Annotated in this window: 19 protein-coding genes; all 19 read left to right on the top strand. The window is 46.4% G+C overall.

Annotation, left to right across the window (positions count from 1 at the left end):
• Window positions 1-6: 6 nt before the first annotated feature.
• On the top strand, window positions 7-996 hold the full coding sequence (locus NLX73_RS08115; protein ID WP_069291709.1) for a beta-ketoacyl-ACP synthase III: 990 nt from the start codon (window positions 7-9) through the stop codon (window positions 994-996).
• Window positions 997-1077: 81 nt separating this feature from the next.
• Window positions 1078-2022 (top strand): ACP S-malonyltransferase, encoded by a 945-nt coding sequence (gene fabD, locus NLX73_RS08110; RefSeq protein ID WP_254325842.1) that lies wholly within the window; start codon window positions 1078-1080, stop codon window positions 2020-2022.
• Between the two features lie 50 nt (window positions 2023-2072).
• The gene (gene fabG, locus NLX73_RS08105; protein ID WP_254325841.1) at window positions 2073-2822 is read left to right on the top strand and encodes a 3-oxoacyl-[acyl-carrier-protein] reductase; all 750 of its coding nucleotides are present in this window, start codon (window positions 2073-2075) and stop codon (window positions 2820-2822) included.
• Window positions 2823-2930: 108 nt separating this feature from the next.
• Entirely contained in the window at window positions 2931-3164 is a 234-nt protein-coding gene (locus NLX73_RS08100) for an acyl carrier protein (RefSeq protein WP_007429985.1), read from the top strand.
• A gap of 228 nt (window positions 3165-3392) precedes the next feature.
• The gene (fabF, locus tag NLX73_RS08095; RefSeq protein ID WP_061832008.1) at window positions 3393-4631 is read left to right on the top strand and encodes a beta-ketoacyl-ACP synthase II; all 1239 of its coding nucleotides are present in this window, start codon (window positions 3393-3395) and stop codon (window positions 4629-4631) included.
• 12 nt (window positions 4632-4643) lie between these two features.
• Window positions 4644-5342, top strand: coding sequence for a ribonuclease III (rnc, locus tag NLX73_RS08090; protein WP_013309856.1), 699 nt, complete (start codon window positions 4644-4646; stop codon window positions 5340-5342).
• A 256-nt stretch (window positions 5343-5598) separates the two neighbouring features.
• On the top strand, window positions 5599-9168 hold the full coding sequence (gene smc, locus NLX73_RS08085; protein WP_254325840.1) for a chromosome segregation protein SMC: 3570 nt from the start codon (window positions 5599-5601) through the stop codon (window positions 9166-9168).
• Between the two features lie 38 nt (window positions 9169-9206).
• The gene (ftsY, locus tag NLX73_RS08080) at window positions 9207-10223 is read left to right on the top strand and encodes a signal recognition particle-docking protein FtsY (protein WP_061832006.1); all 1017 of its coding nucleotides are present in this window, start codon (window positions 9207-9209) and stop codon (window positions 10221-10223) included.
• Window positions 10224-10385: 162 nt separating this feature from the next.
• The gene (gene trhA, locus NLX73_RS08075; RefSeq protein WP_013309859.1) at window positions 10386-11036 is read left to right on the top strand and encodes a PAQR family membrane homeostasis protein TrhA; all 651 of its coding nucleotides are present in this window, start codon (window positions 10386-10388) and stop codon (window positions 11034-11036) included.
• Between the two features lie 166 nt (window positions 11037-11202).
• Window positions 11203-11571, top strand: coding sequence for a putative DNA-binding protein (locus NLX73_RS08070; protein WP_069291713.1), 369 nt, complete (start codon window positions 11203-11205; stop codon window positions 11569-11571).
• A 51-nt stretch (window positions 11572-11622) separates the two neighbouring features.
• Complete coding sequence (ffh, locus tag NLX73_RS08065) at window positions 11623-12999, top strand: signal recognition particle protein (RefSeq protein ID WP_061832003.1); 1377 nt, start codon at window positions 11623-11625, stop codon at window positions 12997-12999.
• Between the two features lie 67 nt (window positions 13000-13066).
• Window positions 13067-13339: a 30S ribosomal protein S16 gene (rpsP, locus tag NLX73_RS08060; RefSeq protein WP_013309862.1), complete on the top strand. Its 273-nt coding sequence runs from the start codon at window positions 13067-13069 to the stop codon at window positions 13337-13339.
• A gap of 23 nt (window positions 13340-13362) precedes the next feature.
• Entirely contained in the window at window positions 13363-13593 is a 231-nt protein-coding gene (locus NLX73_RS08055; RefSeq protein WP_254325839.1) for a KH domain-containing protein, read from the top strand.
• A gap of 97 nt (window positions 13594-13690) precedes the next feature.
• Complete coding sequence (rimM, locus tag NLX73_RS08050) at window positions 13691-14206, top strand: ribosome maturation factor RimM (protein ID WP_069291714.1); 516 nt, start codon at window positions 13691-13693, stop codon at window positions 14204-14206.
• On the top strand, window positions 14206-15024 hold the full coding sequence (gene trmD, locus NLX73_RS08045; protein WP_061832001.1) for a tRNA (guanosine(37)-N1)-methyltransferase TrmD: 819 nt from the start codon (window positions 14206-14208) through the stop codon (window positions 15022-15024). Before rimM ends, trmD begins: the two co-directional genes overlap by 1 nt.
• A 224-nt stretch (window positions 15025-15248) precedes the next feature.
• On the top strand, window positions 15249-15593 hold the full coding sequence (gene rplS, locus NLX73_RS08040) for a 50S ribosomal protein L19 (RefSeq protein WP_010346403.1): 345 nt from the start codon (window positions 15249-15251) through the stop codon (window positions 15591-15593).
• A 101-nt stretch (window positions 15594-15694) separates the two neighbouring features.
• Window positions 15695-16321: a signal peptidase I gene (gene lepB / locus NLX73_RS08035; RefSeq protein WP_061832000.1), complete on the top strand. Its 627-nt coding sequence runs from the start codon at window positions 15695-15697 to the stop codon at window positions 16319-16321.
• Between the two features lie 86 nt (window positions 16322-16407).
• Complete coding sequence (gene ylqF / locus NLX73_RS08030; protein WP_069292106.1) at window positions 16408-17268, top strand: ribosome biogenesis GTPase YlqF; 861 nt, start codon at window positions 16408-16410, stop codon at window positions 17266-17268.
• A gap of 208 nt (window positions 17269-17476) precedes the next feature.
• The gene (locus tag NLX73_RS08025; protein WP_254325838.1) at window positions 17477-18124 is read left to right on the top strand and encodes a ribonuclease HII; all 648 of its coding nucleotides are present in this window, start codon (window positions 17477-17479) and stop codon (window positions 18122-18124) included.
• The last annotated feature ends 85 nt before the right edge of the window (window positions 18125-18209 follow it).

Genomic DNA, 18209 nt, shown 5'->3' with positions numbered 1-18209 from the left:
GACGATATGAATAAATTACGGCCGGTTGGTGTTATCGGAACAGGGAAATACGTACCTGAGAAAATTCTAACCAATAAAGATTTGGAAGCAATCGTAGAAACGAGTGATGAATGGATTGTCAGCCGTACAGGGATTCAGGAGCGCCATATTGCGGCTCCAGAACAGGCTACATCTGATTTAGCTTATGAAGCAGCAATTAAGGCGTTGGAGTCCGCGGGTATGACGGCACAGGATCTGGATTTAATTATTGTAGCTACGGTTACACCGGATATGGCATTTCCGTCAACTGCCTGCATTCTTCAGGACAAATTGGGAGCCAAAGGCGCAGCAGCTTTCGATTTGTCTGCGGCATGCTCGGGTTTTGTATACGGACTGGCTACGGCAACGAGCTTCATTAAGACAGGTATTTATAATAATGCATTAATCATTGGGGCAGACTGTCTTTCTCGGATTACAGATTATACCGACCGCAATACCTGTGTTCTATTCGGAGATGGTGCAGGAGCTGTAGTGATTGGCGAAGTGCCTGAAGGTAGAGGATTCCAATCCTTTGATCTCGGGGCTGAAGGTGCCGGAGGCAGCTTACTCAAGTTGGAAGCAGGAGGCTCGCGTTTGCCTGCGAGTGCAGACACACTGGAAAATAAACAGCACTACATATACATGAACGGACGCGAAGTGTTCAAGTTCGCGGTTCGTGTTATGGGAACGGCAACGGTTGATGTGTTGGAAAAAGCAGGGCTGTCCAAAGATGATATTGATCTGTTCGTTCCGCATCAAGCCAATATTCGCATCATCCAATCGGCGATGCAACGTCTGGATTTACCAGAGGAAAAGGTAGTTGTTAATGTTCATAAATATGCGAATACATCTGCAGCATCAATCCCTCTCGCTCTTGTGGAAGCAGCTGAGGAAGGCCGCATGAAGGAAGGCGACCGTGTATTAATGGTGGGCTTTGGCGGTGGCTTGACCTGGGGAGCGTCGGTTCTTGTCTGGTAATTAGTTGGAAGTTTTGATATAATATTGAATTTGTGTAGTGTTTTACAGGACAAGCATTGGATACAGAGAGGTGCATACACGATGGGCAAAACGGCATTTATATTTCCCGGTCAGGGTTCACAAGCTGTAGGTATGGCTAAAGATGCTTATGAAGCAGTTCCAGCTGCAACAGAAGTATTTCGCCAAGCGGACGAACGGTTAGGGTTCGCACTAAGCGCACTGATTTTTGAAGGGCCGGACACAGCTTTGAAGCAAACATCCAATACGCAGCCTGCACTGTTAACGGCGAGCATTGCGTTGTATGAAGCGTTCAAGGAAAAAATGGGCATTCATCCCGATTACGTGGCTGGACACAGTCTAGGAGAATACAGCGCGCTAGTCGCTTCCGGTGTCCTCGCATTTGAGGATGCGGTTGAGATCGTTCGTACACGTGGCGAGTTCATGGAGCAGGCCATTCCTGATGGGCAAGGCGGGATGGCTGCTGTGTTGGGAGCTGATCGTGAAGCATTGGCAGCATTGTGCCGTGATATTACGGAGTCTGGTCAACTGGTCGAACTAGCCAACATCAATTGTCCCGGACAAATTGTTGTATCTGGTACGAAGGAGGGCGTAGCTGCTGTCGCTGAACGTGTGAAGGAAGCAGGAGGCAAGCGCGCTATTACTCTGGAGGTTAGCGGTCCTTTCCACTCGTCATTGATGAAGGAAGCAGCGACCAAGCTCTCCGGCAAGTTGGGGGCTGTAAATTTCTCCAAAGCTCAGATTCCGGTTGTTGCCAATGTAACAGCTAAACCTGTACGTGAGGGGAGCGAAATCCGCCAACTGTTGGTGGATCAGGTCTATTCTCCGGTACTGTGGGAAGACAGTGTAACATGGCTACTAGAACAAGGTGTTGACACCTTTGTTGAGTTTGGACCGGGAAGTGTTTTGACTGGACTGGTTAAAAAAATCGACAAAACGGTTAAGCTGTATAATATAAGCAGCCTGGAGTCGTTTGCTTCTGTAACGGAAGCCTTGGAGGCCCGTTAAAAGTATAATCATTGCCTTAACGGGTTATATACTTGCAAGGGGGGACTATGATGTCTAAGCCATTGAGTGGAAAAACGGCGCTCGTTACGGGAGCGTCGCGCGGAATTGGCCGTAGTATCGCGCTGGCGCTGGCTGAAGCAGGCGCTAATGTGGCAGTAAACTATGCTGGTAGTGAAGCGGCTGCGACTGAGGTAGCAGAGCAGATTCGTGCCAAAGGTGTAGAGGCTATTACAGTTCAGGCTAATGTCGGTCGCGCTGACGAAGCAGATCAGTTGATCAAGGATGTGATTGGCGCTTGGGGCAAGATTGACGTCCTGGTGAATAATGCCGGCATAACAAGAGATAATTTAATCATGCGCATGAAGGAAGAGGAATTCGATCAGGTGATCGAAACGAATCTGAAGGGTGTGTTTAATTGTCTTAAGGCGGCAACACGTCCAATGATGAAGCAGCGTTCTGGCCGAATTATCAATATCTCCTCCGTGGTCGGTGTACTTGGCAACGCAGGACAAGCCAACTACGTTGCTGCTAAAGCAGGGGTAATTGGTCTTACCAAATCCTCTGCTCGAGAGCTTGCGTCGAGAGGTATTACAGTGAACTGTGTGGCTCCTGGATTCATCGATACTGAGATGACGCAGGTACTGGCTGATGATTTGCGTGACAATATGCTTAGCGGTATACCGCTGGCCCGTCTTGGACGGCCTGAGGAAATTGCTGACGTGGTGCTGTTCTTGGCCTCGGATGCTTCCTCATATATGACGGGCCAGACTTTGCATGTGGATGGCGGCATGTATATGTAGTAGCATGTTGCCAATCCGCATGCCCCGATGAAGAGTTGTCAATGAAAACTCTCTTCTATGGCATTTTAATTGTAATTTTCGTATAATACCTAAGAGGAGGTGAGCCGGATGTCCGATGTATTGGAGCGCGTAAAACGCATTGTCGTTGACCGTTTGGGAGCCGACGAAGCCGAAGTTACACTTGAAGCATCTTTTAAAGATGATTTAGGCGCTGATTCTCTCGATGTAGTTGAATTGGTAATGGAATTGGAAGATGAGTTTGATATGGAAATCTCTGATGAAGATGCAGAGAAAATTACAACTGTAGGTGAAGTTGTGAAGTACATACAATCTCATACCTAATTCATGTCATCAAAAGTCCCGTTCTGTTACAGGCGGGACTTTCTCCTAATTATACAGATTGAACTAAAGACGGAATTGCCGCGTGTTTTTGAGTTTGGCTCAGCTTCACTTAGTCAAAGGCTGAGAAGTATGCGGCATTACTAACTTTAGTTGATTCTATATTATTTTTACGCACAAGAGTGTGCGGTCTTAAAATACAATATGCAGTAGACATAGAGGTGATTATCTTTGAAACAACGTGTTGTCATAACAGGAATGGGTGTAATCACTTCGCTGGGACAGGATTTGAACACACTATGGGATAATCTGATGGCTGGGAAATCCGGCGTCAGTGAAATCGAAGCTTTCGATACAAGTGAGTACACTACGAAAATAGCCGCTTCCATTAAAGATTTTAATCCAGAGGATTATATTGAACGTAAGGATGCGCGTAAAATGGACCGCTTTGTGCAGTTTGCGGTTGCTGCTAGTAAGTTGGCGCTTGAGGACAGCGGACTTGTAATCGGAGAAAATGCGGACGCTGAGCGTGTTGGTGTATCTGTCGGTTCCGGTATTGGCGGATTGGGAACTTGGGAAGATCAGCACAACGCACTGATTGAAAAAGGACCTAAACGCGTAAGCCCTTTCTTCATCCCGATGATGATTGCTAATATGGGTTCCGGTCAAGTATCGATTTCACTCGGTGCTAAAGGCCCTAATACATCACCAGTTACGGCATGTGCCACAGGCAGTCATGCTATTGGCGATTCCTTCCGCATGATTCAGCGCGGTGACGCAGACGCCATGATTTGCGGAGGAGCTGAGGCCACTATTCGTCCGATTGGTATGGCTGGATTTTGTTCCATGCGAGCGATGTCCACGCGTAATGACGAGCCTCAAAAGGCAAGTCGTCCTTTTGATACCGAAAGAGACGGGTTTGTTATGGGCGAAGGCTCTGGTGTTCTTATTCTGGAATCGTTGGATCATGCTTTGAAGCGTGGTGCGCGTATTTACGGTGAAGTGATTGGCTACGGTCTTTCTGGCGATGCCCATCATATGACGGAGCCTGATCCAGAGGGAGCGGCACGCTGCATTAGAATGGCGATCCGTGATGCTGGATTGAATCCTGAAGAGATTGATTATATCAATGCACATGGTACATCTACACCAGTCGGTGATAAATCCGAAACGGAAGCAGTTAAGAAAACGCTTGGAGAGCATGCCTATAAGGTAGCGATCAGCTCAACCAAGTCGATGACAGGGCATTTATTGGGTGCAGCGGGCGGCGTTGAAGCCGTGATCTGTGGTCTCGCCCTTCAGCATCAGACGATTCCGCCAACGATTAATTTGGATAATCAAGACCCGGCATGCGATCTTGATTATGTACCTAATAAGCCGAGAAAAGCGGAACTGAATGTGGTTATGTCCAATTCCTTTGGTTTTGGCGGTCACAATGCTACGGTTATTCTAAAAAAATATGAAGCATAAGGGGTCAGTTCGTTGAGTGGAGACTTGAAGCAATTACAGCAGAAACTTCATATTCAATTCAACAATCGGCAGCTTCTGAAGCAGGCCTTTACGCACGCTTCCTACGTAAACGAACATCGGTTCAGTCAGCATGCAGACAATGAGCGTCTTGAATTTTTAGGTGACGCTGTTCTGGAACTGACGGTGTCCGAGCAATTGTACAATCAGTACCCTAACCGACCCGAAGGCGAACTCACCAAGTTGCGTGCAGCTATTGTCTGTGAGCCTTCTCTGGTGAAATTTGCTGTCGGGCTTGAGTTCGGGCAATATGTACTGCTTGGAAAAGGTGAAGAGTTGACAGGTGGACGTACTCGTCCGGCTCTGTTGGCTGATGTATTCGAAGCGTTCGTAGGTGCGCTTTATTTGGATCAGGGTCTGGAGGCCGTCCGTTCGTTTTTGGAACGTTATATTTTTCCTCAAATTGTATTAAACGGTAAGCTTCAGATGAGTGATTTCAAAACAGAGCTTCAGGAACTGACGCAGCATCATAACATGGGGATGCTTGAATACAAGATTGTAGAGGAGCGCGGACCAGCCCATGAGCGCGAGTTTGTAGCTGAGGTATATATGGACAGCGAACGGCTAGGGGCAGGTACGGGACGCTCCAAAAAAGAAGCTGAGCAGCAAGCGGCGGCAGTAGCTTTAAACCGTTTGAAGCTGGCAGAATCGTAATCGGTACCTGAGCAGCCCGGACGGGTTACGCAAGCAGGGGGCACAAAGTAAGAGCAAAGGGCAGTCCGCGGGGAGTCCCGGCCCGTAATGGCGAATGGACTGCGTTTTGCTCTTTTTTCGTGGCTTTGCTGGTGTAATGTGAGTGTCGGTACTGTGCTTTATACAAGCTAGTTTATGCTACAATAGGGATAATTCATATCAATCAGGTATACGGTGTTGTACAAGCATATTTGAAATGTTAGAGGTGAGATTGAGCATGTTTTTAAAGCGCATTGAGCTGGCGGGCTTCAAATCGTTTGCAGATAAAACGGAAATGGAATTTGTCCGCGGCATTACGGCAGTCGTCGGACCCAACGGAAGCGGAAAAAGTAATATTTCCGACGGAATTCGTTGGGTGCTGGGCGAACAGAGTGCCAAATCACTGCGTGGCGGCAAAATGGAGGACATTATTTTTGCGGGTAGTGATGCTCGTAAGGCTGTTAATTACGGTGAAGTATCGCTTACGTTGGATAATGAAGATCAGGCGTTGCCTCTGGATTTTGGTGAGGTCACGGTAACGCGACGTGTACATCGAAGTGGGGATAGTGAATATTTCATTAATCGGCAATCATGCAGACTCCGAGATATTACAGAGCTGTTTATGGATACAGGCATTGGTAAAGAAGCTTATTCAATTATTGGGCAGGGACGCATTGAAGAAATTCTGAGTACCCGATCTGAGGATCGTCGAGGTATTTTTGAGGAAGCTTCGGGTATCGTAAAATATAAATCGCGTAAAAAAGATGCGGTTCGCAAGCTGGATGAAACGGAGCAAAATTTGCTGCGTATTCACGATTTGGTTAGTGAACTGGAGGATCAGATTGGACCGCTTAAGGAGCAGTCTGAAAAGGCGATTCATTTTAAAGAGCTGCGCGGTGAATTGAAATCAAAAGAAATTTCAATGTACGTCCATCAAATTGAACAAATTCATACTTCGTGGAGCGATGCGACTTCCAAACTAGCTCTGTTGCAGCAGGAGCAGCTTCAGTTGTCTACGGTGGTGTCCCGACACGATGCGATGCTGGAAAGCGACCGCAACGAATTGCGCCAGCTGGAAGAGCAGGTAGAGCAGTTGCAAAGGGATCTGCTGCAATACAGTGAAGCGACGGAGAAAAGTGAAGGCTACGGCGAATTGCTCAAAGAGCGCACACGCAATCTGGAGGCTAATCGGGAACAATTGATCTTATCACTTAGCACAAGCGAATCACGGCATTCCGAGCGCAGGAGTGAACTGGATCAGCTGAACGAAAAACTGTCTGCACTGAATGTAGAGCTTGACGAGTTGCGTGCGCGGCTGTCTGACGAAGAGGCCAAACTGATTGGTGTTACAGGTGGAATCAGCCAGGAGCAGGAAGAAAGCCTAAAGGGTGGTCTGCTGGAGCTGATGAATCAGATGGCGCAGGCGCGTAACGAAATTCGTTATACAGACCAACAGAAGGAAGCATTGGAACGGCGTGTGACTCGCGTAAGTGACGAATCCGGCAAATGGGAAGCCCAGAAAGTACAACTTGAACAGCGCAAAAAGGGATTGGAAGCTGCGGTTCAGAAGCTGGGGCAGGAAATCAGTAGTTTGCGTAGTGGCTATATTCAGGGAAGTGAAAAGTACCAGGCCCTGCAAAAACTACTGGAAGAAAACCAGGGTACGGTTCGTAAATGGGAACAAAAACGTGAGGCTCAAATTTCACGGCGAGATACAATGAAGGAAATGCAGGATGACTTTGACGGCTTCATGCTTGGAGTTAAAGAGGTATTGAAGGCTGCACGAAAAGAAACCTTGCACGGCGTGCATGGAGCGGTAGCGGAACTGATTCGGGTGCCTGAGCATTTAGAGCAGGCGATGGAAACCGCTTTGGGTGCTTCAGTTCAGCATATCGTGATGGAAAATGAATCCGTATCCAGACAGGCGATCAGTTTTCTAAAGCAACGTCAACTGGGCAGAGCGACATTTTTGCCTATGGATGTTATTCGTCCGCGTCAAATCGGTGCAGGAGAACGCCAAATTGCAGAAGGAGCCGAAGGCTTTGTCGGAATCGGTGCAGATCTTGTTCAGTATGATGATCGATATGCCGGAATTGTAGGCAGTCTCTTGGGGAATGTGGTCATTGCCCGTACGTTGGAAGATGCAAACCATATTGCGGCCCGTTGCCAATATAGATACCGCGTTGTCACTTTGGAAGGCGATGTTGTCAATGCAGGGGGTTCCATGACTGGGGGAAGCCAGTTCAAGAAAAATGCTAATCTGCTTGGACGCAAACGTCAGCTGGATCAGTTGGATCAAGACATTGTAGATACGGAGCAGCAAATTGCAAGGTTGCGCCAGAGTGCAATAGATACCAAACGCCAGTTGGAGGAGACACAGACCCGTCTGGACGAGCTTCGTCACGGCGGCGATGTGAAGCGCGGCGAAGAGCAGCAGATGGCAATGGAGCTCAAGCAATTGGAGCATGAACTTCGTCATGTTCTAGAGCAGGTCGCTGCGTCTGGTCAGGAGAAAAAGGGCTTTGATCAGGAAATCAAGGAACTGGAAACTTCCCGTGAAGAAGCGTTGATAAAGTTGGCTGCGCTGGAGGAAGAAGAAAAGAAAACGCATCAGGCCATTCACGCTGCTGAATTTGCCCGTAAAGCCAACGAATCTGCCAAAGAGCAGCTGCAAGGAGAGCTCACGAATCTTAAGGTAAGAGAAGGAAAGCTGGACCAAGAGCGCTTTTCTTTGGAAGAGCAGCTGCGCAGATTGCGTGGGGATTATGATACTCTTGGTAAGGATTCGAGACAAAACAAAACCTTGCTTGCTTCCATCGAAGCAGATTTGCTGACCAATGAGCAGGAGACCGTGAAACAGATTGAAAGTCTAAATCAATACCGTTTGAAAAAGGAAGAAGCCGCACAGCAATTGGAATTCAAACGGGCTGCACGCAGCAGCTTGTCCAAAAAGCTTGAAGTGGCTGAGAACGATACGAAAGAACAGCGAATTCAGCTCAAGTCAGTGGAGGAGTTGCTTCGTCAAACGGAAATTGGAGTAAATCGGCTTGATGTGGAACTGGAAAACGTTCTGAAAAAATTAAGTGATGATTATGAACTCAGCTATGAGTTAGCCAAGCAGCGTTACCCTATACCGGAAGATATTGAAGGTACGCAGAGCGAGGTAGAGAGGCTCAAACGGGGTATTTCTGCGTTGGGTGAGGTGAATCTGGGCGCCATTGAAGAATACCAGCGTGTGCATGAGCGTTATACGTTTCTTGATGAGCAAAAGTCTGATTTGGTGGAGGCCAAGACAACACTTTATCAAGTTATTCGTGAAATGGATGAAGAAATGTCCAAGCGCTTTAAGACTACGTTCGATGCTATTCGGCGCGAATTTGGAACGGTATTCTCCAAGCTGTTCGGAGGCGGACGTGCTGATCTCGTGCTGCTTGACCCGGAACGCTTATTGGAGACGGGAATTGACATCGTAGCTCAGCCACCGGGCAAAAAACTGCAAAACTTGCAGCTGCTGTCGGGCGGTGAGCGCGCGTTAACAGCGATGGCGTTACTATTTGCCATTTTACACGTTAAACCTGTTCCATTCTGTGTACTCGATGAAGTAGAGGCTGCATTGGACGAAGCAAACGTGGTGCGTTTTGCCCAGTATTTACGGGAATTCTCGGAGCAGACACAGTTCATTGTAGTCACACACCGTAAGGGCACAATGGAAGAATCAGATGTGCTGTACGGGGTTACGATGGAGGAAGGCGGGGTTTCCAAACTCGTATCTGTCAAGCTAGACAACGATGAAGCTGAGATTGCCTGACATTAAATAACATACTTTCAGACCAACGGAGGGAATCCATGAGTTTCTTTAGGAAATTGAAGGAAAGCATTGCAAACAAAACTGAATCTGTCACAAAACAGTTCAAAGATGGTTTGGAAAAAACACGTAAAGGTTTTGTTGAAAAAGTAACGGACTTGATGATTCGCCGTAAAAAGATTGATGAGGAATTTTATGAGGAACTGGAAGAAATTCTGATCGGAGCGGACGTAGGCGTCAACACGGTTATGAACCTCATTGAAGACCTGCGAGAAGAAGTGAAAAAGCGCAAAATTGAGGACGCATCGGAATTACAGCCTGTATTGTCGGAAAAGCTGTCCGAGTTGCTGCGGGGGAATGACAATAGTCAGCTCAAAATGAGCGCTGACGGGATTACAGTCATTCTATTCGTGGGAGTCAATGGCGTCGGCAAAACGACAACCATTGGCAAGTTAGCTCACCGTTTTAAACAAGAGGGCAAAAAAGTATTATTGGCTGCTGGAGATACGTTCCGGGCGGGTGCGATTGAACAGTTGGAGGTCTGGGGCGAACGGGCAGGTGTAGAGGTTATTAAGCAGCAATCCGGTTCCGATCCGGCTGCGGTTATGTTTGATGCCGTACAGGCTGCCAAGCAGCGTCAAGTGGATGTTTTGTTGTGTGATACCGCTGGACGTCTTCAGAATAAAAGCAATCTGATGGAGGAACTGAACAAAATTTTCCGCGTGATCCAACGCGAAATTCCAGATGCTCCTCATGAAGTGTTGTTGGTACTTGATGCGACGACTGGACAAAATGCACTTAACCAAGCCAAGCTGTTTGGTGAGAAAAGCGGTGTAACCGGGCTGGTACTAACGAAGTTGGATGGTACAGCGAAGGGCGGGATTGTTGTGGCCATCCGTCAGGAGCTGAATTTGCCTGTTAAGCTGGTGGGCTTAGGTGAAAAAGTGAATGATCTTCAACCGTTTGATTCCGAGCAATTCGTTCATGCGTTGTTTGCGGGGTTGATTCAGGAAGAGACCGTCGAAGCAACTGCTGCAGACGAGGAAGAACAGAACTGATACGTTTAAAGTAGGCTTTTATGTTACGTTTGGGACTAAGTAGCCATCCTGTTGCTGTTCAAGTTCGCCCAGATGTATAATGAAAGCAAGAGGTCTGTCGATGCCGTATATGTAACGTATGTTGTATGTAAAATATAAATAAGGAAGCCGGGTGAAAAACCGATGGCAAACACCTATACTTACTCCCGACGGGAAGAAGTAGCCAACGCCATTACACATGGAATTGGAGCCGTTTTAAGCGTGGCAGCGCTTGTTTTACTCATTGTTTTTGCTAGCTTGAAAGGAACCACTTGGCATGTCGTCAGCTTTACGATTTACGGGATTACGATGTTGCTGTTGTACACCAATTCAACGTTGCTTCATAGCCTGCGTGAAGGGAAAATGAAGGATTTGTTCGAAATATTCGATCATTCTTGCATTTACCTGTTCATTGCAGGTAGCTACACCCCGTTTATGCTCGTTGCACTGCGAGGTACTCTGGGATGGACATTGTTTGGAGTGATTTGGGGGATTGCACTGTTTGGTGTGTTGTTCAAGGCGTTCTTCACCAAGCGCTTCCTGTTTATGTCTACCGTGTTTTACATTGTGATGGGCTGGCTCATCACCATTGCCTGGAATCCTCTGGTTGCGACTGTTCCCGCCGGAGGGATGACGTTATTGTTCGTAGGTGGTCTTATGTATACGTTGGGCACAATTTTCTATGTGTGGCGGGCATTTCCATATCACCATGCGATCTGGCATCTGTTTGTTTTGGCAGGCAGCATACTTCATTTTCTGGCTGTTCTGCTGTATCTTACTCCAGTAAGGGTTTAAGTAACAGTGGGCAAAAAGCCGATCCGTACTTCCGTTTGAGGGCAGTGGATCGGCTTTTTTTTGTATGACAAGGGATAACGCTTGACATCTTCTTTTCTTTTATGTATCATAAGGAACGTTGAAAAGAACTGTAAAGTGTTTTTCCTTGACGATGGAGGTATACAAGATGAGTCAGGAGAATCGGCTGGAAAAGACAAACCGGATTAACCGACTGTTTGACTTCTATGAACCTCTGCTTACAGAGAAGCAACAGATGTTTTTAAAATATTACTTCCATGATGATTTTTCTTTAGGGGAAATTGCATCGGAATTTCAAATTAGCCGTCAGGCAGTATATGAACATATTAAACGTGCTGAACAGGTATTGGAAATGTACGAGGAAAAGCTTGGTTTGCTAAGCAAGTATGAGCGTAGAATACAAGATCTCGAAGAATTAAATAAGACGTTGTATGAGGCATTCGGTAAAATCGGTGAGTCCGATGAAGGCATTCTGCAACATGTTCATCAAATTGTAAATCGCCTGCAGGAACTGTAGGACATATAGATTAAGAATAAACAACCCTGGTAGACAAGGAGGTGCGAAAGTATGGCATTTGAAGGATTATCGACTCGCTTGCAAAATGTATTCAGTAAACTGCGCGGTAAAGGAAAAGTGTCTGAGGATGATGTAGCTCAGGCGATGCGTGAAGTACGATTAGCTTTGCTTGAGGCGGACGTTAACTTCAAGGTTGTAAAGGACTTTATTGCCAAGGTAAAGGAGAAATCCGTTGGTAAGGAAGTGATGGACAGCTTTACGCCAGGCATGGTCATCATCGACATCGTGAACAAAGAACTGACCGAGTTGATGGGTGGCAGTCAGGCCAAGCTTGCCAAAGCAAACAAACCGCCTACGGTCATTATGATGGTGGGTCTCCAGGGCGCAGGTAAGACGACGACGTCTGGTAAACTGGCGAAATTGCTGCAAAAGCAAAATCATCGTCCATTGCTTGTAGCTGGTGATATTTATAGGCCAGCCGCGATCAAGCAACTTCAGGTTCTTGGGGAGCAGATTAATACTCCTGTATTTACACTGGGGGATCAGACAAGCCCGGTAGAAATTGCAAAACAGGGTTTGCAGCATGCTAAGGATAATGGTAATGACTACGTTATTATAGATACCGCTGGTCGTCTTCATGTTGATGAAGAGCTCATGGAAGAGTTGCGCCAGATTCATACCAACGTCAACCCGGATGAAGTTCTACTGGTTGTAGATAGCATGACGGGGCAGGACGCGGTTAACGTTGCGGAGCACTTTAATAATAGTTTGGAGTTAACGGGAGTTGTACTAACGAAGCTGGATGGTGACACTCGTGGTGGTGCAGCTTTATCAGTTAAGGCTGTGACGGGATGCCCAATCAAGTTTGCTACATTGGGTGAAAAGCTGGATGCGATGGAGCCGTTTCATCCTGAACGGATGGCTTCACGGATTTTAGGCATGGGTGATATGTTGTCCCTGATTGAAAAAGCGCAATCCAATATCGACGCCGATAAGGCGAAGGAAATGGAACGGAAAATGCGTAATGCCGAGTTTACTTTTGAAGATTTTCTGGAGCAAATGGATCAAGTTAAGAAGCTTGGCCCAATCGACCAGATTCTTGATATGATTCCCGGTATGGGCAACATGAAGCAAATGAAAGATATCAAAGTGGATGACAAACAGATGGGCCGGATTGAGGCTATCGTTCATTCTATGACCACACAGGAAAAGCAAAACCCAGACATGATTAATCATAGCCGACGCAAACGTATTTCTGTAGGCAGTGGAACATCACTGGCTGAGGTAAATCGTTTGATAAAGCAATTTGACGAAATGCGTCGTATGATGAAGCAGTTCTCAGATATGATGGGACCTAAGGGTGGAAAAAACAAGGCTATGAAGCAGTTGAAGAGTATGGGTAAAGGTATGAAGTTTCCTTTCCGCTAAGGCCAATAGGCCCTTGGAATTATGGGATAACAATATACAGTCTACTTTTTGAAGGAGGTGAATTTTCGTGGCAGTTCGTATTCGTCTGAAACGTATGGGTGCACATAAAGCTCCTTTCTATCGCGTCGTGGTATCTGATTCTCGTTCCCCGCGTGACGGTCGTTTTATCGAAGAAATCGGTTACTACAACCCAATCACAGTACCAGCGGTTGTAAAAATTGATGAAGATAAAGCGCTGAAATGGTTGCAAGATGGTGCACAAGCATCCGATACAGTCCGTAACTTGCTTAGCAAAGCGGGCGTAATGAAAAAGTTTCATGAGTCTAAACTACAGAAATAAGGTGCTGATACGGAGGGTCAACCATGGAAGAATTAGTGATAATCATTGCTAAGGCTTTAGTCGATCATCCGGAAGATGTAACCGTGAAGACCTTGGAGAAGGATCGGCTTGTTGTATATGAGCTTAGTGTGCATCTTGAGGATGTAGGCAAAATCATTGGTAAGCAGGGTCGTATCGCCAAGGCGCTTCGCACTGTGGTTGCATCAGCAGCCGTTAAGATGGATAAACGGGTTACCGTAGACATCATATCTTAAAGATATACGAAAGTGGGTTAGGATGTATGTCCTAACCCTTTTTCGTACATGATGAAGATGATATGGAGCGGGACCGATTACAAGCAGGAGGAACACGATGCAACAATTGTTTAATGTCGGAAAAATTGTGAACACCCATGGAATACGTGGGGAGCTTAAAATATTAACGACGACAGATTTCCCAGAGGATCGCTTTGCTAAAGGTAGTGAACTTTTGATTGTTCCGGCTGAAGGTAAAGCCCCGATTCCCGTAACTATTGAAACAGCGCGTTTTCAAAAAAATATGGTTGTCGCTAAATTTAAGGAATATCACAATATCAATGAAGTTGAAAAATATAAAGGTACTTTGTTGAAGGTATCTGCTGAGCGGTTAGGCGAATTGGAAGAAAATGAATTCTATTTTCATGAAGTAGTCGGCATGGAAGTGGTGACCGAAGACGGAAATGAGCTCGGCGTGGTCAAAGAAATTTTGACTCCGGGAGCCAATGATGTATGGGTAGTCAAAATGCCTAAAGGCAAGGAACTGCTATTGCCGTATATAGAGGATGTTATTTTGGATGTAAACGTGCGCGAAAAACGGGTTACGGTACGGTTGATGGAAGGTCTGCTGTAATGCGGGTAGATGTGCTGACCCTGTTTCCAGAGATGTTTGATGGAGTATTTAATGCAAGCATTCTGGGAAAAGCAAGGGATAAGGGAATTGTATCACTGCAAGCGGTTAATTTTCGTCAGTATGCCGGCAACAAGCATGGACAAGTGGATGATACGCCCTATGGCGGTGGGGGCGGCATGGTTTTGAAGCCTGACCCTATTTTTGCTGCCGTGGAAGCGCTGTTGGATAAATCTGAGGAATCAACATTAGAAACTGCCGATGAAGTTATTCAACATGAAGGGATAGAACGTAACACAGACATAAAATCTCCGCGTATCATTTTGATGTGTCCACAAGGCGAGACTTTTACGCAAAAGAAAGCGGAAGAGCTGGCCAAAGAGGACCATCTTATTTTTATATGTGGGCATTATGAGGGTTATGATGAGCGTATTCGAGAGCATTTGGTGACGGATGAGCTTTCTATCGGAGACTATGTGTTGACTGGTGGTGAGCTTCCAGCCATGGCCGTCATTGACAGTGTGACACGGTTGCTACCAGGAGTGCTGGGGAACGAAACGAGTGCGGTAACGGACTCGTTTAGTACCGGGCTGCTGGAGTACCCCCATTATACCCGGCCTGCGGAGTTTCGGGGCTGGAAAGTTCCTGATGTACTCCTGTCAGGGCATCACGTCAATATTGATTCTTGGAGACGCCAAGAGGCGTTACGTCGCACGATGGAACGCCGACCAGACCTGTTGGAACAGGTTGAACTGACAGGCAAGGAGCGCGTGTGGGTTGAGGAGCAGCGCAAATCTGACTGTTTGGGGGATAAGCAATAAAGCGTCTTAGGCATGAGTGGATTTGAAAGCAGGCAGTGACCTGTTTTATAATGGAGTCAATTAAATAATGTTTGGTCAAATCCCTTTTTGTTGTTGCAATGCGGTATCCTCCATGATACAATACATCTGTTGTGTGTAATACGGTGGTCCTCTGTGGATGATGAAGGAAACGGTTGTGTTTCCGGAAGAAGCATGAACACCTGTACGGAAGGAGGGAGTCATAGATGAATATCGTCCAAGCGATCACTGAAGAACAACTGCGTAAAGATTTGCCTAACTTTCGTCCTGGTGACACTTTGAAAGTGCACGTGAAAGTTATTGAGGGAACTCGTGAGCGTATCCAGTTGTTTGAAGGTGTTGTCATTAAACGCCGTGGTGGTGGAATCAGTGAGACTTTTACAGTTCGTAAAATTTCTTACGGTGTAGGTGTGGAAAGAACTTTCCCGCTTCATTCCCCAAAAATCGATAAAATCGACGTGGCTCGCCGTGGTAAAGTGCGTCGTGCGAAGCTTTATTATCTTCGTGAACTGCGCGGTAAAGCAGCGAGAATTAAAGAAATTCGTCGTTAATACAACGAATAACGAAAGGGGCTTGGTTACAAGCTCCTTTCGTTTTTTCTACGTACATAGGGAACTGTGGATTATTGACCGTAAAGAGAGGACAGTGAGCTATGGAGCAAGAAGTAGGACAAGGAGCTGTACAGCAGCCAACTGAACAGGATGGTACGCCCAAGCGTAAACCAAAAAATGAGATTTTTGAGTGGCTCAAGGCCATCATTATTGCGTTAGTGCTTGTCTTTTTAATCCGCTGGCTTCTCTTTAAGCCGTTTATTGTGGATGGCCCGTCGATGCAGCCTAACTTTCATACCGGAGAACGCGTCATTGTAAATGAGATTTTGTATGATTTCCGTGCCCCTAAACCAGGGGAAGTGATCGTGTTTCATGTGCCGGAGGAAGGAAGAGACTTTATCAAACGCGTCATTGCCGTTGAAGGAGATACGGTCAAGGTAGAAGGTGACACGATTACAGTAAATGGTAAGCCGATTCAGGAATCTTACTTGAAAGCTCCTTTAGAAGAAGCGCATCAAAATGGTGAGCTTTACAACAAGTTTACAAATTTTCCAAATGAGAAATTTAAGGATGGAAAAGTTCCGGCGGGGCATATTTTTGTAATGGGAGATAACCGTTCCAATAGTACAGACAGTCGGATGATTGGATATATTGATTTGAAGGAAGTTGTAGGTCGGGCTGACGTTATTTTCTGGCCGGCAAAAGATATGCAGTGGATTAACCACTAGAATAACTAATAAGCAGCATAGCTGCCGTAATCCTAACTAAGAGCCTAAGGGTAAAAGTAGGAGTTACGATCAATGGGGTGATGACGGTGACGATTCAATGGTTTCCTGGTCATATGACCAGAGCGCGCCGCCAAATTGAAGCAAAATTAAAGTTAATTGATTTGGTCATTGAGCTGATTGATGCTCGATTGCCGCTCTCTAGCCGAAATCCAATGATTGATGATATTTTGCAAGGCAAGCCGCGAATGATTATTTTGAATAAAGCAGATTTGGCGGACCCGGTAGTATCACAGCAATGGATTGCCTATTTTAAGGAGCAGGGGCATGTGGCCTTTCCGGTGGATGCCACAACTGGGACGGGACTAAAAGAAATTCCGATTCAGGCCAAGCTGCTGCTTAAGGAAAAGATAGATCGGCAGATTAGGAAGGGAATGAACCCGCGTCCTATGCGTGGGTTGATTGTTGGTATTCCGAATGTCGGCAAATCGACACTGATCAACCGAATGGCGGGACGTAATATTGCAGCTACGGGTGACCGTCCAGGGGTAACGAAGGCACAGCAGTGGATCAAGATTGGAGAAATTGAATTGCTGGATACACCAGGGATTCTATGGCCTAAATTTGAGGATCAGAATGTAGGCTATCGTCTGGCAGTTACAGGTGCGATCAAGGAAGAAATTCTGAATGTCGAGGATATTGCCTTTTTTGCGACTAAATATTTGGTTCAGTACTATTGGGACGCACTGGCAGAGCGCTTTGAGCTCACCGAACGTCCTGAAGATACAGAAAATCCTGATGAAATTGTCAACGTCATGGAAGCGATCGGACGTAAACGTGGCTGTATTGTTAGCGGCGGACGTGTGGATCTCGAAAAGGCGTCAAAAATCATTTTGCGTGAGTTGCGTGCAGGGAAGCTGGGACGGTTCAGTTTGGAAGCTCCTTACTGATTCTACTGGTACACCGATAGAGAACATAGCATTTTGTGGCAAGGAAGAACCTTCCCCATCTCTCCGGAGAGGAGGAAGGTTCTTTTGGTATTTGAAGGCAGTTAAAAAAGGTTTTGGACGATGAAGGTCTGTGGTAAGCTGAGTTCAATCGCTAGAGCTACGGCATGAATGACGCGTTAAACTACATATAGATGGGCAGGTATTGAATATGGAAGGTAAAGAGATTGTAGTGAAGGACATGCTACATTATGAAAAAAAATGCTGGGAGCAGTCTTGTGAGCGGATTGCAGGTATTGACGAGGTAGGTCGTGGATGCCTGTTTGGTGATGTTGTGGCCGCAGCAGTCATTTTACCAGTGGGTGAGTTACTGGAAGGTGTGGATGATTCCAAAAAATTGACGGACAAGAAGAGAGAAGCATACTACGAGCTAATTATGGAAAAGGCCATTGCAGTAGGAGTTGGCTATGTAGACGCGCAGACGATTGATGATATCAATATTAAGCAAGCAGCTCGTTTGGCTATGAAGCAGGCTATTGAGGCTTTACATGTGTCTCCTGATTATTTACTGGTGGATGCAGAAAAGGTAGATGTGCCTATTCCTCAACTCTCAATTATTAAAGGAGATGCCAACAGTCAGTCTATTGCAGCGGCCTCTATCATCGCCAAGGTAACCCGTGATCGGCTGTGCAAAGGTGAATGGGATGCGAAGTATCCGGAATATGGGATCGGTATACATAAAGGTTACGCTACCAAGTTACACAGGGAACAAATTTTGGCGCTAGGACCTACAAAGATGCATAGACGCAGCTTTCTGGGCAATTTGTTGACGGAGCAACCGACGCTGTTTGATCTGTAGTTACTTATTATGAATCGGGATAATGCCGATATAAAGCATAACTAATACCATAAGCCCCTTTGAATGGGGGAGAGTGAGAGGAGGG

This window comes from Paenibacillus sp. CH40 (genome assembly GCF_024213605.1).
Taxonomy (GTDB): domain Bacteria; phylum Bacillota; class Bacilli; order Paenibacillales; family Paenibacillaceae; genus Paenibacillus; species Paenibacillus polymyxa_B.
The sequence above is the reverse complement of the archived record's forward strand: the minus strand, read 5'-3'. Positions and strand labels throughout refer to the sequence as shown.

Bases quoted from the DNA above. Each gene is read 5' to 3' on its own strand.
- NLX73_RS08115 (WP_069291709.1), top strand. From the start codon at position 7: ATGAATAAATTACGGCCGGTTGGTGTTATCGGAACAGGGAAATACGTA.
- fabD (WP_254325842.1), top strand. From the start codon at position 1,078: ATGGGCAAAACGGCATTTATATTTCCCGGTCAGGGTTCACAAGCTGTA.
- fabG (WP_254325841.1), top strand. From the start codon at position 2,073: ATGTCTAAGCCATTGAGTGGAAAAACGGCGCTCGTTACGGGAGCGTCG.
- NLX73_RS08100 (WP_007429985.1), top strand. From the start codon at position 2,931: ATGTCCGATGTATTGGAGCGCGTAAAACGCATTGTCGTTGACCGTTTG.
- smc (WP_254325840.1), top strand. From the start codon at position 5,599: ATGTTTTTAAAGCGCATTGAGCTGGCGGGCTTCAAATCGTTTGCAGAT.
- ftsY (WP_061832006.1), top strand. From the start codon at position 9,207: ATGAGTTTCTTTAGGAAATTGAAGGAAAGCATTGCAAACAAAACTGAA.
- trhA (WP_013309859.1), top strand. From the start codon at position 10,386: ATGGCAAACACCTATACTTACTCCCGACGGGAAGAAGTAGCCAACGCC.
- NLX73_RS08070 (WP_069291713.1), top strand. From the start codon at position 11,203: ATGAGTCAGGAGAATCGGCTGGAAAAGACAAACCGGATTAACCGACTG.
- ffh (WP_061832003.1), top strand. From the start codon at position 11,623: ATGGCATTTGAAGGATTATCGACTCGCTTGCAAAATGTATTCAGTAAA.
- NLX73_RS08055 (WP_254325839.1), top strand. From the start codon at position 13,363: ATGGAAGAATTAGTGATAATCATTGCTAAGGCTTTAGTCGATCATCCG.
- rimM (WP_069291714.1), top strand. From the start codon at position 13,691: ATGCAACAATTGTTTAATGTCGGAAAAATTGTGAACACCCATGGAATA.
- trmD (WP_061832001.1), top strand. From the start codon at position 14,206: ATGCGGGTAGATGTGCTGACCCTGTTTCCAGAGATGTTTGATGGAGTA.
- rplS (WP_010346403.1), top strand. From the start codon at position 15,249: ATGAATATCGTCCAAGCGATCACTGAAGAACAACTGCGTAAAGATTTG.
- lepB (WP_061832000.1), top strand. From the start codon at position 15,695: ATGGAGCAAGAAGTAGGACAAGGAGCTGTACAGCAGCCAACTGAACAG.
- NLX73_RS08025 (WP_254325838.1), top strand. From the start codon at position 17,477: ATGGAAGGTAAAGAGATTGTAGTGAAGGACATGCTACATTATGAAAAA.